The sequence below is a fragment of the Candidatus Binatia bacterium genome (assembly GCA_036493895.1).
In the GTDB taxonomy this organism is placed as follows: domain Bacteria; phylum Desulfobacterota; class Binatia; order UBA1149; family CAITLU01; genus DATNBU01.
Map to the genome: position 1 here is coordinate 16,216 of DASXOZ010000045.1, position 17,142 is coordinate 33,357.

Sequence of the window (17,142 nt, forward strand, 5' to 3'; positions counted from 1 at the left end):
CAGCGACGAGCGCGGCGATCAGAAATTGCCGGCTAATCGTCCCACCTCCTTTCGCCACTGCGGCCCGAAGGCCGCCACCAGCAGGTTCTCCGCAAGATCGGTGCTCTCCTTGACCTCGATCAGCTCGCCGCCGCCGTCGGCCGCGAAACGCCGGTACATCTCCTGGTTCTCCCTGAGGAACTGGGGAAGCGGCGTGATCTGGTCGGGCGCTCGACCGTGCAGGGTCTTGAACAGCTCGATCTCGTAGTCCCGGTGCATCTGCTCGGACAGGTCGATGAAGTGCACCGTGCCGCCCTTCTCGTGGAACTTGCGAAGCGTCGCCTCGAGAGGCGGGATCGTGTTCTCGTGCGGCGGAGAGCTGGTGACGACAACCATCGCGCGGTTGGCGTACTGGCGCCAGTCCATGTCCTCGACCGCCGTGCGCACCCCTTCGTAGACGGCCTCGGGATAATCGCCGCCGCCGCCGGCGTTGACCGACGAGATGAACGCCTCGAGCTTGTCGGCGTGGAACGAAAGCGACGACATGCGCACCGTGAAATCGTCGCCCTTGTCCTTGAAGACGACGATGCCGACGCGCGCGTTCGGCACCAGCGACTGGATGCGCGCGACGAGGTTCTCGACCTTGTTCTTCACGGTGTCGATCACGAACTCCATGCTGTTGGTCGCGTCGATCACGAAGACGACGTCGAAGCCCCACTTCTGCATCAGGCCGATGAAGTCGCCGAAACCGCGGCCGAAGCCCCTGCCAATTCCACCACCCATTCCGCCACCGGCGCCGAGGCCGGGACCGACCGCCATGCCGCCGCCGGTGGCTCCGCCGACGTCGCGAAGCGCCGAGGCAGTCCCCATCGGATTGATCTTCGGTGCGACGTCCGAGAGCTTGACGCCGACGTCGGAGAGGTCGGGAGTCACCTGGCTCTGCACCTGCGGCAGAGGCTCGACGTCGGAGGCCGCCTTCTGGATCGCCTCCTCGAGCGACTTCGACTCGTCGGTGCGCTCGGTCTGGGCATTGAGTTGCCCGTGTCCCACAAGGGTCGAAATCAACTCGCCTTTTCCGCCCTCCCCGTTGCCCGGACCACCACCACCCGACAGGAAGACGCTGGCCAGCAGGACGAAGATCACGAAGGCGTGAAGCCCGAGCGAGACGAGCCAGGAGACGCTGGTCTTGAAGTAGTCGCGGCGCAGCCACGGATAAACCGGGGGTGTGCGGCGCGGACGGTCTCCCCGGTCTTCGGTCACCGCGGCGAATCTACCAGAGCGCGCTCCGTTCGCCAGAACGCAAGTGATCGCGGACAGATTGCGTGCGCGTGGGCGAGGTCGCGACGCGGTGCGAGGCGCTGCGGGCTCCCCCGCAGTGTGGACCCGCTCGCCTGCCTCTGACACTGTTCCGCTCCTCGAAGACGCTGCCCGCGCGGAGTGCGCCGGCGCCGTCCCCAAAGGGAGAAAAGACCATGAAGGACTGCCTCGATTTTTACATCAACGGACAGTGGGTGAAGCCGGCGGTGGCCAATCCCTTCGACGTCGTCAATCCGGCGACCGACGAAGTGGTCGGGCACATCAGCCTCGGCAGCAAGGCCGACGTCGACAAGGCGGTCGCGGCAGCGAAGAAGGCTTTCGAGACCTGGTCGCGTACGACGCGCGAGGAGCGCATCGCGGTGCTCGAGCGCATTCTCGGATCCTACTCGTCGCACCTCGACGAGCTCGCCGAGACGATCTCGATGGAAATGGGCGCGCCGATGTGGCTCGCCAAGGCTGCCCAGGCTCCGTCCGGCATGGCCCACGTCGCCAACACGCTCGAGACGCTTCGCGCCTACGAATTCGAGACGAAGAAGGGCAAGACGCGCATCGTTCGCGAGCCGGTCGGCGTCTGCGGGCTGATCACTCCGTGGAACTGGCCGGTCAACCAGATCATGTGCAAGGTGGCGCCGGCCCTGGCCGCCGGTTGCACGATGGTGCTCAAGCCGAGCGAGATCGCTCCGCTGAACGCGATCGTCATCGCCAGGATCCTGCACGAGGCCGGCGTTCCCGCCGGGGTCTTCAACCTCGTCAACGGCGACGGGCCGACGGTGGGCACGGCGCTGTCGTCGCACCCCGACGTCGACATGATGTCGTTCACCGGCTCGACGCGCGCGGGAATCATGGTCGCCAAGAATGCAGCCGACACGGTCAAGCGCGTTGCCCAGGAGCTGGGCGGCAAGTCGGCGAACATCATCCTGCCCGATGCCGACCTGAAGACGGCCGTCACCGCCGGCATTCGCCAGTGCTTCACCAACAGCGGCCAGTCGTGCAACGCGCCGACGCGCATGCTGGTACCCGAAGCGAAACACGCCGAAGCGGTCGCGATCGCGAAGGAGGCCGCCTCAGCGGTCGCCGTTTCCGATCCCGCCACCGCTGATCCGGGCGCGATCGGCCCCGTCGTCAGCAAGGCCCAGTGGACGAAGATCCAGGGACTGATCAAGAAGGGCATCGACGAAGGCGCCCAGCTCGTCGCCGGAGGCCCCGGCCTTCCCGACGGCATGTCGCGAGGCTGCTTCGTCAGGCCGACCGTGTTCGCCGGCGTGCGCAACGACATGACGATCGCACGCGAGGAGATCTTCGGACCGGTGCTCACGATCCTGCCGTACAAGGACGAAGAGGAGGCGATCCGTATCGCCAACGACACCGTGTACGGGCTTTCGGGCTACGTGCAGTCGGCCGATGCGGAGCATGCGTACAAGGTCGCCTCGCGGCTGCGCACCGGAAACGTCCACGTCAACGGCGCCGGCCCCGATTTCGGCGCACCGTTCGGCGGCTACAAGCAAAGCGGCAACGGGCGCGAGTGGGGAGAATTCGGCTTCGAGGAATTCCTCGAGATCAAGGCGGTGATGGGCGCGCCGGCGTAGAGTGGTGGGGTCAGGCCCCAGCGCACATCAACTGGACGATGTCGCCCGCGCGATACGCGCTGGTGCCTGACCCCGGCACCGCGGCCGCTGGTGCCTGACCCCTATTTCCTTCGCCGCTCGCTCCGGGCAAGACTCCGCGCCCGGAGAAACGCCATGAAACCTCGCCAGGTCCTGTCCGTCGACGAGATCGACCTTTCTTCCATTGCGTTCTGGGAACGTCCCCTCGACGAGCGCGAAGGCGCATTCCAGACGCTGCGCAGCCAGAGGCCGATCTCGTTCTGCGCGGAGCCCGAGGTACCCGGTCTCGACAAGGGCCCCGGCTACTGGGCGCTGACGCGCCACGCCGACGTGCTCACCGTCAGCCGCAACCCGGAGATCTTTTCGTCGGCGCGCGGCGGCGTGAACGTCATCGACCAGCCCGCCGACTTCGGCGAGTTCTTCGGCTCGATGATCGTCATGGACGATCCGCGCCACGCGCGCTTGCGGCGCATCGTTTCCAAGGGCTTCACGCCGGCGATGCTGCGCAAGGTCGAGGACAACGTCGAGACGGCCGCCGCCGGCATCATCGACGCGGTGATCCGGCAAGGCTCCTGCGATTTCGTCTCCGACATCGCCGCCGCGCTGCCGCTGAAGATCATTTGCGACATGATGGGCATCCCCGAGTCGGACTACCGCTTCGTGTTCGACCGCACGAACATCATCCTCGGTGCCGGCGATCCCGAGTACGTGCCCGATCCGCTGTCGGTGATCCCTGCGCTGCTGCAGGCCGGGCAGGACCTGTCGGAGCTGATGCAGAACCTGGCGCGCTTCCGCCGCGAAAAGCCCACCGAGGACCTCACGTCCGCGCTGATCCACGCCGAAGTCGACGGCGAGAGGCTCACCGACCAGGAAGTCGGCTCTTTCTTCGTGCTGCTCGTCGCAGCGGGCAATGAGACCACCCGCAACGCGATCAGCCACGGCATGAAGGCGCTTTGCGACTTCCCCGACCAGAAGCGCCTGTGGCAGTCGAGCTTCGATCGCTACGCACCGACGGCGGTCGAGGAGATCGTCCGCTGGGCATCGCCGGTGATCCATTTCCGGCGTACCGCCACTGCCGACGCCGAGATCAGCGGCCAGAAAATTCGCGAAGGCGAGAAAGTGGTCATGTGGTACAACTCGGCCAACCGCGACGAGAAGGTCTGGGCCGATCCCTTCGCGTTCCGCATCGACCGCACGCCGAACGAGCACGTCGGTTTCGGCGGTCCCGGACCTCATTTCTGCATGGGCGCCCACCTCGCACGCCGCGAGATCACCGTGATGTTCCGCCAGCTCTTCCGGCGCCTGCCCGACCTCGAGGTCACGGCGCCGCCGGCGCGCCTGCTGTCGTTCTTCATCCACGGCATCAAGCGCATGCCTTGCGAGTTCACTGCCGGCGGCACGGTCGCCGCCTGACTTCCGGGCCGCGCCGCCGTCGCCGGCCGGCAATGGCGTTCGCAACGCTGCCTGCTGCTGCCCCGGCGCTCGACTCGACGACGCGAACGCGGACAATCGCGCGCGTCATCGAGGACCGGCCGTGACGCAGCGACTGATTGCAACAACCTGGCTCGTCCCCGCGAGCTGCTGCGTCCTTTTCGGTTGCAGCGTGCTCGGCCCGTCGGGAAACGGAGGCTGGTCCGGTGAGCGCCGCTCGCAGGAGATCGACCACGCCCGGCAGATGAGCCGCGCCGTCCTCGCGAGCACCGAAGCGAACACGGCCGCGCAAGCCGAGACGCCTGTGAGTAGCGCCACAGAAAGCGTCGCAACTGCGCCCGTCGCACGCACTCTCGACCTTGGCGCAGCGCTCGACCTGGCGTCCCGCAACAACCGCGGCATCGCGATTGCGCAGGAAAACGTCGCCGAAGCCGCCGGCAACGTCGCGATTGCACGGTCGGCGCTTCTGCCGACGCCGTCCGTACAGGCCGTCTACGACTGGTACAGCGACAAGGAGACGAACTCGATCAAGCTCGATCCGTCGCTGTTCCCGCCGGGCACGACGCTGCCGGTGGTCACCGTGCGCCAGCAGGAGTTCGCGACCGTCAATGCCGCCGTCAGCCTGGCCATCGACATCAGCGGGCAGCTGATGCACGTCCTCGAGTCTTCCCAGGCCTCCTATCGCGCCGAGAGCGCCCGCGCGTGGGCGACGCGCCTTCAGGAAGAGCGCGACGTCGTCGCGGCGTATTTCGGGCTGCTCGAAGCCAAGAGCCTTCTCGAGGTCAACCTGCAGACCGTGTCGCTGCACGAGCGCCAGCTCGCCGATGCGCAGAACCGCTTCGACCAGGGACGTCTGACGCGCAACGAGGTTCTCGTCGTCGACGTCGCGCTGGCCAATTCGCGCCAGAACAGCCTGCGCCTGGCAAACGTCGTCTCCTCGGCTCGCCGCGATCTCAACCGCGTCACCGGCCTGGAGATCGGCGACGACACCGACGCCCGCGACGTCGCGTCACGTCCGGGCCTTCCGACGCTCGACGGCGCGCTTGCGGCGGCACGTGCGAAGAACCCGCTGGTCACTTCGCTCGTCGAGGAAGTCCAGGCCGCCGACGAAAGGCTGACTGCTGCCCGCCGTGCCCGCCTGCCGCAATTCGGAGCGACCGGCGGCTACAGTACGACGACGGCCGACACCCTCCATCCGCGCGACTATGGTGCCGTTGGTGTCACGATGAACGTCGACCTCTACAGCTTCCGCCGCGAAGGCGAGATCGCGCGCCTGGATTCGGAGAGCCACCGCTCGCGCCTGCTGCTGGACCGCCTCGTGCGCGACATCGAAGCAATGGTTCGCGACAGCCACGACCGCGTGCGCGAGAGACTGTCGGCGATCGATACCGCACGCGTCGCCACCGACCAGGCCGACGAGAACCTTCGCATCCGCCAGGTACAGTTCCGCGAAGGCCGCGCCACCAGCGAGGACCTGCTCGACGCCGCCGAGCTGGCCGCGCGCCAGCGTGCCCAGCTCGCCTCGGCGCTCTACGAGGCCCACGAGCGCCGTGCCGAGCTTCAGCAGTTGATGGGCGAGCCGCTGGGCAACCTCCTTGCCGAGGGGTCGGTCCCGGCGGCTGCGTCGCGACCCCCCGCCCTCGCCGCGCCCGGGACGACCAGCGCGGCGCCCGCGCCGCCGCCCTCTTCGACGTCGCCCGCGCCTTTCGTCGAACCGCCGGTGCCTTCGACCGAGCCTTCCCGCACGAGCCAAGGAGACAGCGAACGATGAAACGCCTGCCCGCAATCGCTGCCATCGTCCTCGTCCTTGCCGGGGTGGTCTTCTTCGTGGTCCATCGCGACCACCGCAGCGGCGGCAAGTACACCGGATTCGTCGAAGGCGAGGAGCGGGTGCTAAGAAGCGAAGTCTCCGGCCGCGTCCTCGACATCGTGTTCCACGAAGGGGACTCGGTGCCGGCCGGCGCGGTCATCGCCCGCCTCGACGACGCCGACATTTCGGCGCGCGCCAAGTCGGCCAGGGACCAGGTCGACGTGCTGACGCGCCAGATCGAACAGGCCGTCATCGACGCCGATCTTCGCGAAGCGACGTGGAAACAGGACTTGAGGACGCGACAGGCCGAGTCCGACCAGGCCAGGGCCGACGTGGACCTCGCGGTGCGTACCGCCGAGCGCGAGGAGACGCTCGCCAAGAGCGGAGCGACGACGAAACAGTTCCTGGACGACACGCGAAACAGGCTTTCGGCCGCAAGGAGCGCTTCCGAGCGCGCTTCGGGCGTGCTCGAGCGCACGCGCGCCGAAGAAGCGACGATCACGTCGGCGCGCGCGAAAGTCGACGTGCTGAGGGAACAGAAGGAGCTGGCCGAAAGTCAGCTTGCCGAGCTCGAGGTCACGCACGGCAAGTTCCAGATCCACGCTCCGGCAGTGGCTACGGTGGTGCAGACCCAGCTGCTGTGGCCGGGAGAGCTGGCCCAGCCCGGCACACCGGTGCTGTCGGTGCTCGATCCGCGCGACAAGTACGTGCAGATCTACGTTCCGGTGCCGGATCTCGGCCGCATCCACGTCGGAACGAAGATGGACATCGATCTCGACTCCCAGCCCGACAAGCGCTGGCCGGGAGAAGTCTCGTTCGTTGCCGATCGTGCCAACTTCACGCCCGAAAAAATCGAAACGCGCAGCGACCGCGTCGGGCAGGTCTACCGCGTCAAGGTGCGCATCGTCGAAGGAGTCGAGTCGTTCCTGCCGGGCGCCGAGGCCGACGTGTACCTGAAGGACGAGGGAGCGAGGTGAGCCCGGCAGCGGCCGCGGAGAGGATCGAAGCGGCAGGCGTGCCGTCGATCTGCCTTCGCGCGCTGCGCAAGCGCTTCGGATCGCGCGAGGCGCTCTCCGGCATCGACCTCGACGTGCGCGGCGCGCAGATGCTCGGTGTCGTCGGGCCCGACGGCGCCGGCAAGACGACGCTGCTTCGCGTGCTGGCCGGCCTGCTGGAAATCGAGGCCGACGAAGCGCGAGTGCTCGGCTTCGACCTTCTCCAGGACGTCCAGCAGTACAAGCGCCACATCGGCTACGTGCCGCAGACATTCAGCCTCTATCGCGATCTCTCGATCCTCGAGAATCTTTCGTTTACCGCAAGGCTGCACCGCATCGACGATGCCGAGTTCGAGCGGCGCACGAGCGAGCTGCTCGAGCGAACCTCTCTCGCGCCGTTCGCCACGCGCATGGCCGGGGCCCTTTCGGGTGGCATGAAACAGAAGCTCGCGGTGGCCAACGCGCTGCTTCCGCATCCGTCGCTTCTCATCCTCGACGAGCCGACGGCCGGAGTCGACGTCGTCGCGCGGCGCGAGATCTTCGAGATCCTCGCCGAGCTGGAAAGCTCGGTGCTCGTCGTCGTCTCGACGAGCTACCTCGAGGAAGCCGCACTCTGCGACCATCTCGTCTACCTGCGCCGCGGCAGAGTGATCGCGCAGGGAAGCCCGCTCGAGCTCGAAGCCGCCACGGGGACCGAGCCGTACCGCGCGTGGACCGACGACTGCGAGACGGTACGCAACGCGGTGCGCGCGCTGCCGTGGGTCGACGGCGCCCGCGACTGCGGCCGCTTCGTGCGCGTCGAAGTGGAACGCGACAAGTCGCCGGGCGCCGAGGCCGTCTGCCGCGCGCTCGCCGATGTCCGCGGTGCCGACGGCACAACCGCCGTCGCGCTGGCCGAAAGGGCTCCGGCCGACCTCGAGTCGACGCTGCTGGCGCTCGGCCGCCGCGCAGGAGTGGCATGACGGCCGGCGCGCGAAACATCGTCATCGAGGCGAACGGCCTGACCAAGCGCTTCGGTGATTTCACCGCGGTCGACGACGCGACGCTTCACGTGCCGGAGGGCACGGTCTACGCGTTCCTCGGCGCCAACGGCTCGGGAAAAACGACGACGATCCGAATGCTGATCGGGCTGCTGACGCCCACCCACGGCAGCGTCACCGTCGCCGGCGTCGACGTGATCGCGCACCCTCGCCGCGTGCGCGAAGCCATCGGTTACATGGGCCAGAAAGTCAGCCTCTACCGCGGGCTGAGCCTCTACGAGAACGTCCAGTTCTACGGCGGACTGCACGACATCTCCGGAAAGGAGCTGAAGAGGCGCTGGGGATCGCTCAGCGAGCGTTTCTCGCTGGCGGAAGCCGAAAAATACCTCGCCGACGACCTGCCCGGCGGCCTTCGCCAGAGAGCGGGCCTGGCGCTGGCGATGCTGCACGAGCCGCGCGTGCTCTTCCTCGACGAGCCGACGGCCGGCGTCGACGTCGGCAGCCGCACGCTTTTCTGGGAGCTGATCCGCGAGCAGCGGCGCAGCGGCGTCACGGTGTTCGTGACGACGCATTTTCTCGACGAAGTCGACTACTGCGACCTCATCTCGTTCATCGACGCGGGAAGGATCCTCGTCGATTCCACACCCGAGGGATTGCGCGAGCGCTGGTCGGACGGCTACGAAGCGTTCTGCCCGGTGCCGGCCCACGGCGGCGCGGACAAGGTCGCCGCCGAGCTGGCGGCGGCGGGCTGGCAGGTGGAGACGGTCGAAGGCGGGCTGCGCCTGCGCGCGCGCTCCGCGAAAACTGCCATGCTGGCAGCGCTGGCACGCGCGGCAGGCCCCGAGGGTGCGCCGCGTGTGCAGGTGCAGCAACCGGCGATGTCGGACGTGTTCCAGAAGCTGATGACCGACGGAAAGAGCGAGGCGCCGCTGCCGTCATGATGAAGATGCCGAACCTCGCCTCCATCCGCAGGAGCGGCCGGCGGCTGCGCACGCTGATGGTACGCGAGTTTCGCGCGACGCTGCGCGACCCGTTCACGCTGTTCGTGATGATCTCGGTGCCGCTCGGCTCGCTGATGGCATTCGGCTTCATCGTCTCGACCGAAGTACACGGCATTCGCCTCGGCGTCTTCGACGGCGCCCAGTCGTCGCTCAGCCGCCGCCTCGTGGCCGAGCTGGCTGCCAACGACACCTTCGATCCGATCGTCTACCGCACGCGCGAAGAAGTGGAGCACGCGATGATCGGCGGCGACATCGGCGCGGCGATCGTGATCCCGGCCGATTTCGAGCGCGAGAGGCTGAGGGCGCTGGCATCGAGCCCCGCGGACGAGGCCGCCGAGATCCAGCTCTTCTACGACGGCGCCGAGCCGGTGCTCGCGCTCAACGCCGAGGCATCGATGCGCGGCATCGTCGCGGCCGCGCTCGCCGACGTCGCCGCCTCCGGCGGAGCGGCGCCGCAGATCCGCACCCACGGCGTCGATGCCGTCGTCCGGCCGATCTTCAACGCGACGCTCGACGGCCGGCCGTTCATGGTGGCGGGCACGTTCGGCTTCGTGCTGACGTTCCTGACGACGCTGATCACCGCCGTCTCCATCGTCAACGAGCGCCTGACCGGAACCTACGACCAGCTGCAGCTCACGCCGGCCACTCCGCTCGAAATCCTGCTCGGCAAGATGGTGCCGTTCGGCGCGGTCTTCTCGTTCGACCTGATCCTGATGATGCTCGTCGCGGGTTTCGTGCTCGGCACCTGGCCTGCCGGAAATCCGTTCCTGTTCTGGATCGTGGCGACGTTCTACGTCGCAACCTCGCTGGCGATGGGACTGATCTTCTCGGCCACCTCGGCCACGGCCGCCGAAGCCGTGCAGAAAACCGTGCTGTCGAGCATCCCGCTGATCCAGCTGAGCGGCTTCATCTATCCGGTGCGCAGCATGCCGCAGCCGATCCGCTCTCTGGCCCAGCTCATTCCGGCGACGCACTTCCTCGAGGTAAGCCGCGCAATCTATCTTCGCGGCGAGGGCGTGGCCGAGCTGTGGCCGCAGATCGCCATCCTCACGGTGATGGGCCTGGCGCTGGTCGCCATCGCGCTTCGTACGCTGGAGTCACGCGCGTGAGCTTGTCGTTCTGGCAGAACGTGCTCGCGATCGCGTACAAGGAGGCGACGCTGCTGCGGCGCAGCGTCGTCGTCATCGGCGCCGTCGTCGCGCAGCCGGTGATCTTCCTGCTGCTGTTCGGATTCGTGCTGTCGAGCAAGCCGGCCAATGTGCCGTGGGCGGTGCTCGACCGCAGCCACAGCGAGCTTTCGCGCCGCCTGGTCGCCGAGACCCAGGCGAGCGGCTATTTCCTGCCGCGCCGCGAGGTCGCCAGCTACGAGCAGGGCATCGAGTGGCTGCGCCGCGGCAAGATCCTTGCGCTGCTGGTGCTGCCTCCCGAGCTTTCGCGCGACGCCGAGCGCGGCGGAGCCAGGGTGCAGATCCTGCTGGACGGCGCCGATCCGATCGCCGCCGCGCGCATCGGCGGCTACATGAAAGCGATCGCCGCGTCGGTCGAGACGACGGCGGGGCTGGACACCGACGAGCGCTTTGCCGCAGCCCCGGTCGAGCTGCGCCAGCGCTTCTGGTTCAACCCTACGCTGGCCGACAGCAACTTCCTGCTGGTCAGCCTGGCGGGAATGCTGCTGACGAACCTTTGCCTGTCGGTCGCCAGCTTCGGGCTGGTCAGCGAGCGCGAAGACGGCACCTGGGAACAGACGCTGGCGCTGCCGGTCACCGTCGTCGAGCTGGTGATCGGAAAGCTGATTCCCGACGTCGTGCTCTGTTACGGGATCCTCACGATCTCGATCCTCGGTCCCGGCATTTTCTTCGGCGTCTGGCCGGCCGGCAGCATCCTCGCGCTCGCGATCCTGACGCTTCCGTTCGTGCTGGCCACGCTCGGCGTCGGCGTCTTCATTTCGACGCTCGCCTCGACCGTGGCCCAGGCCGTGTTCATCTCGGTCTTCGCGATCATGCCGTCGTTCGTGCTTTCGGGCGTGATGATGCCGTACCAGCTCATGCCGACCGGCCCGCGCTGGGTGGGAGCCATCGCGCCGCTTCGCTGGTACCAGATCGGGCTGCGCCGCATCGTCGCCCGCGGCGGCGGCCTCGAAGACGTGCTGGTCCCGATGCTGGCCGTCTCGGTCATGTTCGCCGCCTTCCTGGCGCTGATCCGCCTTCGAACCCGCCCGCGTCTCGGCTGAGCGCGCCGAGCTCGTGACGATCGCATGAAGCGCAAGCCCGCCGGGACGCAGGATCGCGATTTGCCTCGCATGCGCTTCGGCAGACAATTGCCGTTCGTGCTGCGGCGCCACCATTCGTTCCTGCTCTGGATCGCGCTGCTGCTGTGCGCTCCCCTTCCGTTCTTCCTCCTCGAGGTCGGACACCAGCCGCTCATTGCCACCGCACAGCTGCTCGTCGTCACCTTGGCACTGATCGCCAGCGAGGGCGCCAGCGGAGCACTCACAGTGACGGCATGGATCCTGGCGCTGCAGATCCTGCTCGGAGCGATTGCGTTCGGGATGCTGTCGATCGTCGTCACGCGGGCCCTCGATCGTGCTCTCGGTGCCCGCGCCGTCCCGGCGACGATGGTGTTGATCGTCGTGATGTTCGCCGTGGCGCTGACCCAGCCGATCTACCGCACTCCGTTCCGCACGACGGGGCTGCAGTCGACGCTGCCGGAGGCATTCGAGTGACGAAGCTGTCGTGGCCAAAGCGCGCGACGGCCGCCTTGCTCGCCGGAGCGCTCGGCACGGCGCCGCTGGTCGTCGCCGGCCAGGACGCCGTTGCCCACGCGCGCGCGGCTGCGTCGCATCAACAGGTCGGCCGCGGCGAGGATCCAGGCACCCCGTCCCACCGCTGCGCCTCGTACACGCCGCTTCGCCGGCCGCTGTTCGGCGACCTGCACGTGCACACGTCGTTGTCGTTCGACGCCAACTCGCTCGGCGTGCGCAACATGCCGCCTGCAGCGTACCGATTCGCCAAGGGCGACCAGATCGGGCTGCAGCCGTACGACGAGGCCGGCAAGCCGCTGCGCCATGCCAAGCTCGAGCGACCGCTGGATTTCGCCGCCGTTACCGACCACTCCGAGCTGCTCGGCGAGCTTCGCATCTGCCATACGCCGGGCACTCCGGGCTACGATTCGATGGTCTGCCGAATCCAGCGGCGCTGGCCGCTTCTCGCGTACATCTTCGTGAGCAGCCGCATGCTCAACAGCGCCGATCCCAAGCGCTACAGCTTCTGCGGCAGGAACGGCGAGATCTGCCGCCAGGCGGCCGCCGGGCCGTGGCAGGAAATCCGCGATGCCGCGGCCGAAGCCTACGACCAGACCGACGCATGCTCGTTCACGAGCTTCGTCGCGTACGAATGGAGCGGCGGCCCCGGCGGCAACATGACCCACCGCAACGTGATCTTCGCCGACGAGCACGCGCCCGATCTTCCCGTCAGCTTCATCGACGAGAGCACCGGCGAAGGTCTGTGGAAGCACCTCGACCAGGATTGCCGCAAGAGCGGCTGCCGCTACATCACGATCCCGCACAACACGAACCTCTCCAACGGGATGCTGTTCAACACCGAGACGCCGACGCGCGAAGACGCCGAGAGGCGCCGCCGCCTCGAGCCGCTGCTCGAGGTCATCCAGCACAAGGGCGACTCCGAGTGCCGCGCCGGCGCGGCCGACGAGCTGTGCTCGTTCGAGAAGCTGCCGTTCTCGCGCATGCAGGAGCAGCCGTTCCACGTGACCTGGAAGCAGCCCGGTCCGCTCAGCTTCGCGCGCGAAATCCTCGGCGAAGGGCTCGTGCGCGAATCCAGGCTCGGGCTGAATCCGTTCCGCCTCGGCATGATCGGTTCCACCGATACCCACTTGGCAGCGGCCGGGTTGACGGCAGAAAAAGGCTATCCGGGCCACGGCGCCGGCGGCGACACGAGCGCGACCGAAGTGCCGCGCGTCGCCGATTCGGTATGGTTCAACCCCGGAGGCCTCGCGGTCGTGTGGGCCGAGGAAAACAGCCGCGAGTCGATCTGGGCAGCGCTCAACCGGCGCGAGGTCTACGCCACCAGCGGCCCGCGCATGATCGTGCGCTTCTTCGGCGGTTTCGATTACCCCGACAACCTCTGCAACAGCATGCGCTTTGCCGAAGACGGCTACGCCGGCGGCGTGCCGATGGGCGGCGAGCTGCACCAGTTCCCGGACCAGCCGAAGGCCCCGGTATTCGCGGTCTCCGCGCTGCAGGACGCCGGCACCAAGGACAGCCCCGGCACTGCGCTCGACCGCCTGCAGATCGTCAAGATCTGGTATTCGGGTGGGTCGGTGCACGAGAAAACCATCGACGTCACGACGGGCGCAGGCGCGAGCGATCTCGACGCGAGCACCTGCGCACCCACGAAGAGCGGCAGCGCCAGCCTGTGCGCCACCTGGCGCGACACCGAGTACGATCCGAAAGCCTCGGCGCTCTACTACGCGCGCGTCGTCGAGCAGCCGAGCTGCCGCTGGACCGGATTTGCATGCGCGGCCGTCCATGCCGACTGCCGCCATCCGGGCTCCCTTCCGGAGGGCTTCGCGTTCTGCTGCGACGCTGCCGTCGCCAAGACGGTCCAGGAAAGGGCGATCACGTCGCCGATCTGGCTTCCGACGGGACCGCCGAAGTAAGCCACCCACCGCCGCGTGCAAAAATGGTTTTGGTCGCGGCCGGCGTCGTGCTATCCGGCGCGACCGTGCGAACCGACAGGCTGCTGGCCCGCAAATCCATCGAAACCCTTCACGCCGAGCTCGCCGGCGCCGATCGACTCCACCGGGTGCTCGGCCGCTGGGCGCTGACCGCGCTCGGGGTCGGCGCCATCATCGGTGCCGGGATCTTCGTGCTGGCCGGGCTGGCCGCGCGCGACTACGCCGGCCCGTCGCTGATGCTGTCGTTCGTGCTCGCGGCCATCGGCTGCGCGCTGGCGGGTCTCTGCTACGCCGAGTTCGCCGCGATGATCCCTGTCGCCGGCAGTGCCTACACCTACGCGTATGCGACTCTCGGCGAGCTTCCCGCGTGGATCATCGGTTGGGACCTCGTGCTCGAGTACGCGATCGCTTCGTGCGCGGTTGCCCACGGCTGGTCCCACTATTTCCAGGCATTGCTGAGCCTGTACGGGATGTCGCTGCCGCCGTGGCTCAGCGGCGATCCGTTCAGCGCGACGGCCCAGGTGCTGGCCGCGGCGCCGCACATCGGCGGCATTCCGATCGTGTTCGACGCTTCGGCGCTGTCGATCGCGCTCCTGCTGACGATCGTGCTCGTCATCGGCATCCGCGAAAGCGCCGGCCTCAACACCGCGATCGTGCTGTTCAAGCTCGGGATCGTGCTGTTCGTGATTTTCGCGGGCATCCCGCACGTCGATGTGAAAAACTGGACGCCGTTCTTCCCGTACGGCGTCATGGGCACGTTCTCCGGTGCCTCGTACGTCTTCTTCGCGTACATCGGGTTCGACGCGATCAGCACCCACGCCGAGGAAGCGAAGACGCCGTCGCGCGACGTCCCGTTCGCGATCCTCACGTCCCTCGGGGTGTGCACCGTGCTGTACATCGCGGTCGCCGCCGTGCTGACGGGGATGATTCCCTACAAGGAGATCAACATCGATGCGCCGATCGTCGCGGCGTTCACGGCCAAGGGGCTCGGCGCCGCCAGCATCGTGATTTCGGTCGGCGCCGTGGCCGGCATCACGAGCGTCCTCCTGGTGATGATGCTGAGCCAGGCGCGCGTGCTGCTGGCGATGGCCCGCGACGGCCTGCTGCCGCACTGGATGTTCGGTGCCGTGCACCCGCGCTTTCGCACGCCGTGGCGCTCGACGATCCTGGTCGGAATGCTGGTGGGCACCATTGCGGCGCTTGTCCCGCTCAAAATCCTCGCCGAGGTGGTCAACATCGGAACGCTGTTCGCGTTCGTCGTCGTCTGCTCGGCGGTGCTCGTGATGCGCCGCACCAGGCCCGAGGTCGAAAGGCCGTTCCGCACCCCATGGGTACCGTTCGTGCCGATTGCCGGCATCGCCGCCAACCTCATCCTGATGCTCGCGCTGCGCTGGGAGAACTGGGCACGCCTGGTCGTCTGGATGGCAGTCGGCCTGGTGATCTACGCGGCCTACGGCTACCGCCACAGCAAGCTTCACGCGGCCGACTGAAGCTCTCGCGTACGACTGCTGCCGCGCCCGCGGCGCAGCGTCACGGCCGCTCGTGCACCCCGATGATACCCGTGCGGATCGCGTAGACTGTCAGCTCGGTGCGGTCCCGCAGACCCAGTCTCTGGAAGATGTTGTTCAGGTGGGTCTTGACCGTCTGCTCGCTGATGAACAACTTGCGCGCCACTTCGGCGTTGCGCAGCCCCAGAGCAACGTGGCGCACGACTTCTTCTTCTCGCGTCGAAAGCGGAATGGCGTGGGGCTCGCGAAGCCGCGCGGCCAGCTCGCCCTGGACGTGAGGCGGCAGCCAGACCTGCCCTGTCGCTACGCTGCGGATCGCATCCATCAGCGTCTCGACCGCGAAGCGCTTGAGCACCACCGCACGCACGCCGAGGCGAACCGCGGCAAGCGCGTCGCCGATCAGCTCGCTCGCCGTCACGACGATCACCGGAATCCGCGCAGCGATGGCCGGGATGTCCCCGAGGGAGCTCCGGTCCATCTGCACGTCGAGCAGCAGCACATCGGCCACGGTTTCCGGAAGAAGCGCGAGCAGGCGGTCCATCGTCTCGGCTTCGGCCACCACCGTGACGTCGGGCTCGTGCTTGAGCAGGGACTTGAGACCTTCGCGGAAGAGCGCGTGGTCGTCGGCGAGGATCAGGCGGATGGGCATACGAAGTCCTCAGCACCTCGGGAGCAGGATCTGCATGTGGAAACCAGGCACGCCGGCGTCGCCGAGATCGATGCTGCCGCCGATCTCGCGCACGCGTGAGGCAATCGACCACGGCGGCGCCGGGCTGCGCAGCCCGAGCCCGTCGTCTTCGATCCAGATACGCACGCCGGACTCTTCGGTCGCGACGCGGATTCGCGCCGAAGCAGCCGCCGAATGGCGGCGCACGTTGCTCAGGCCCTCGCGCGCGATCTGCAGCACGTGGTCGGCAAGATCGATCGAGCCGTCGACGCTGACCCTCAGCGAAAAACGCGTGCGGCTGGCCGACGCAGGCGACGACGGCGACGGCGGCAGATCGGCCAGCGTGCGCATGAACGAGCGCAGCTCGTCGTACTCGCGCGTAACGCTGGCCTGCAGCTCGGTCAGCTCCCCGAGCGCCTCGGCCGTCTTGCTCGCACGCAGCAGGCGGCGGCAGCTTTCCACCTTCAGGTTGATGCCTGCCATCGCCTGCGCGAAGCCGTCGTGCAGGTCGCGCGCGATGCGATGGCGCTGCTCGGCCGCTTCGCGGATCTGCAGCTCCTGCTCGAGCTCGAGCCTCTGCTGCCCGAGATAACCGACGAGGTAGCCGACGATGGCCAGGTACACCGGCCGCATCATGTAGATGTTGGTATTGCCGGGCGCCGAGATCGCGATCATGCACAGGTACAACGCGACGCTGGCGGCGGTCACGACCAGAGCCTGGCGCAGCCCGGCACGAAGGCCGGAGACGACGACGGCATACGCGAAGAACGGATAGAACGGGCTGGTCGCCCCTTCCGTCATCAGCGCGATCGCGCCGCCGAGCAGCACGTCGATCCAGATCGTCAGCGTCGCGAGGCGTTGCGGCGCGATGCTTCCCGTCCGGGCCGCCAGCAGCGCCAGGATGCTGTAGACGAGGTGGGTGCCCATCACGGTGAGGACCGCCGGATCGATCGTGAAACGACCGCTGGCGATCGGGATGCGCGAGGCAACGAACGGAGCCGTCGGGTCCAGGAACACGGCGGCGAGCGCGACGACGGAAAGCACCAGGCGGCACCCTGCGATGCGGCTCTCGAACTGCGGAGACTGCTCGACGCTCATTGCCTTGCACCTCGTGACCGGTCGACTGCTATTCCATCGCGGCGGCGTCCGGCAATCGCC

14 protein-coding genes are annotated in these 17,142 nt (G+C 67.7%); 11 read left to right on the plus strand and 3 right to left on the minus strand.

Annotated features, from left to right (window positions below):
• Positions 1-18: 18 nt before the first annotated feature.
• Positions 19-1,239 (minus strand): vWA domain-containing protein, encoded by a 1,221-nt coding sequence (locus VGK20_11030; protein HEY2774567.1) that lies wholly within the window; start codon positions 1,237-1,239, stop codon positions 19-21.
• Positions 1,240-1,451: 212 nt separating this feature from the next.
• Between VGK20_11030 and VGK20_11035 the strand changes: the two genes are divergently transcribed.
• The 11 genes from VGK20_11035 to VGK20_11085 all read left to right on the plus strand — a co-directional run bounded on the left by VGK20_11035 (position 1,452) and on the right by VGK20_11085 (position 15,299).
• Positions 1,452-2,882 (plus strand): aldehyde dehydrogenase family protein, encoded by a 1,431-nt coding sequence (locus VGK20_11035; protein ID HEY2774568.1) that lies wholly within the window; start codon positions 1,452-1,454, stop codon positions 2,880-2,882.
• Positions 2,883-3,035: 153 nt separating this feature from the next.
• Positions 3,036-4,313: a cytochrome P450 gene (locus tag VGK20_11040; protein ID HEY2774569.1), complete on the plus strand. Its 1,278-nt coding sequence runs from the start codon at positions 3,036-3,038 to the stop codon at positions 4,311-4,313.
• Positions 4,314-4,434: 121 nt separating this feature from the next.
• Entirely contained in the window at positions 4,435-6,102 is a 1,668-nt protein-coding gene (locus tag VGK20_11045) for a TolC family protein (protein HEY2774570.1), read from the plus strand.
• Positions 6,099-7,118, plus strand: a complete 1,020-nt coding sequence (locus VGK20_11050) for an HlyD family efflux transporter periplasmic adaptor subunit (protein HEY2774571.1) — start codon at positions 6,099-6,101, stop codon at positions 7,116-7,118. Before VGK20_11045 ends, VGK20_11050 begins: the two co-directional genes overlap by 4 nt.
• Positions 7,115-8,098: an ABC transporter ATP-binding protein gene (locus tag VGK20_11055; protein ID HEY2774572.1), complete on the plus strand. Its 984-nt coding sequence runs from the start codon at positions 7,115-7,117 to the stop codon at positions 8,096-8,098. The genes VGK20_11050 and VGK20_11055 overlap by 4 nt, the downstream gene beginning before the upstream one ends.
• Positions 8,095-9,057, plus strand: coding sequence for an ABC transporter ATP-binding protein (locus VGK20_11060; protein ID HEY2774573.1), 963 nt, complete (start codon positions 8,095-8,097; stop codon positions 9,055-9,057). Before VGK20_11055 ends, VGK20_11060 begins: the two co-directional genes overlap by 4 nt.
• Positions 9,054-10,226 carry an ABC transporter permease gene (locus VGK20_11065; GenBank protein HEY2774574.1) on the plus strand — a complete coding sequence of 391 codons (1,173 nt, stop codon included), beginning with the start codon at positions 9,054-9,056 and terminating at the stop codon, positions 10,224-10,226. Before VGK20_11060 ends, VGK20_11065 begins: the two co-directional genes overlap by 4 nt.
• The gene (locus VGK20_11070) at positions 10,223-11,347 is read left to right on the plus strand and encodes an ABC transporter permease (GenBank protein ID HEY2774575.1); all 1,125 of its coding nucleotides are present in this window, start codon (positions 10,223-10,225) and stop codon (positions 11,345-11,347) included. Before VGK20_11065 ends, VGK20_11070 begins: the two co-directional genes overlap by 4 nt.
• 24 nt (positions 11,348-11,371) lie before the next feature.
• Positions 11,372-11,839, plus strand: coding sequence for a hypothetical protein (locus tag VGK20_11075; GenBank protein ID HEY2774576.1), 468 nt, complete (start codon positions 11,372-11,374; stop codon positions 11,837-11,839).
• On the plus strand, positions 11,836-13,791 hold the full coding sequence (locus VGK20_11080) for a DUF3604 domain-containing protein (GenBank protein HEY2774577.1): 1,956 nt from the start codon (positions 11,836-11,838) through the stop codon (positions 13,789-13,791). The genes VGK20_11075 and VGK20_11080 overlap by 4 nt, the downstream gene beginning before the upstream one ends.
• Positions 13,792-13,856: 65 nt before the next feature.
• Complete coding sequence (locus VGK20_11085) at positions 13,857-15,299, plus strand: amino acid permease (protein HEY2774578.1); 1,443 nt, start codon at positions 13,857-13,859, stop codon at positions 15,297-15,299.
• A 40-nt stretch (positions 15,300-15,339) separates the two neighbouring features.
• Here VGK20_11085 and VGK20_11090 read toward each other — a convergent pair whose 3' ends face one another.
• Both VGK20_11090 and VGK20_11095 read right to left on the minus strand, forming a co-directional pair.
• Positions 15,340-15,966 (minus strand): response regulator transcription factor, encoded by a 627-nt coding sequence (locus tag VGK20_11090; protein HEY2774579.1) that lies wholly within the window; start codon positions 15,964-15,966, stop codon positions 15,340-15,342.
• 9 nt (positions 15,967-15,975) lie between these two features.
• Positions 15,976-17,082, minus strand: a complete 1,107-nt coding sequence (locus VGK20_11095) for a histidine kinase (protein HEY2774580.1) — start codon at positions 17,080-17,082, stop codon at positions 15,976-15,978.
• Positions 17,083-17,142 lie beyond the last annotated feature (60 nt).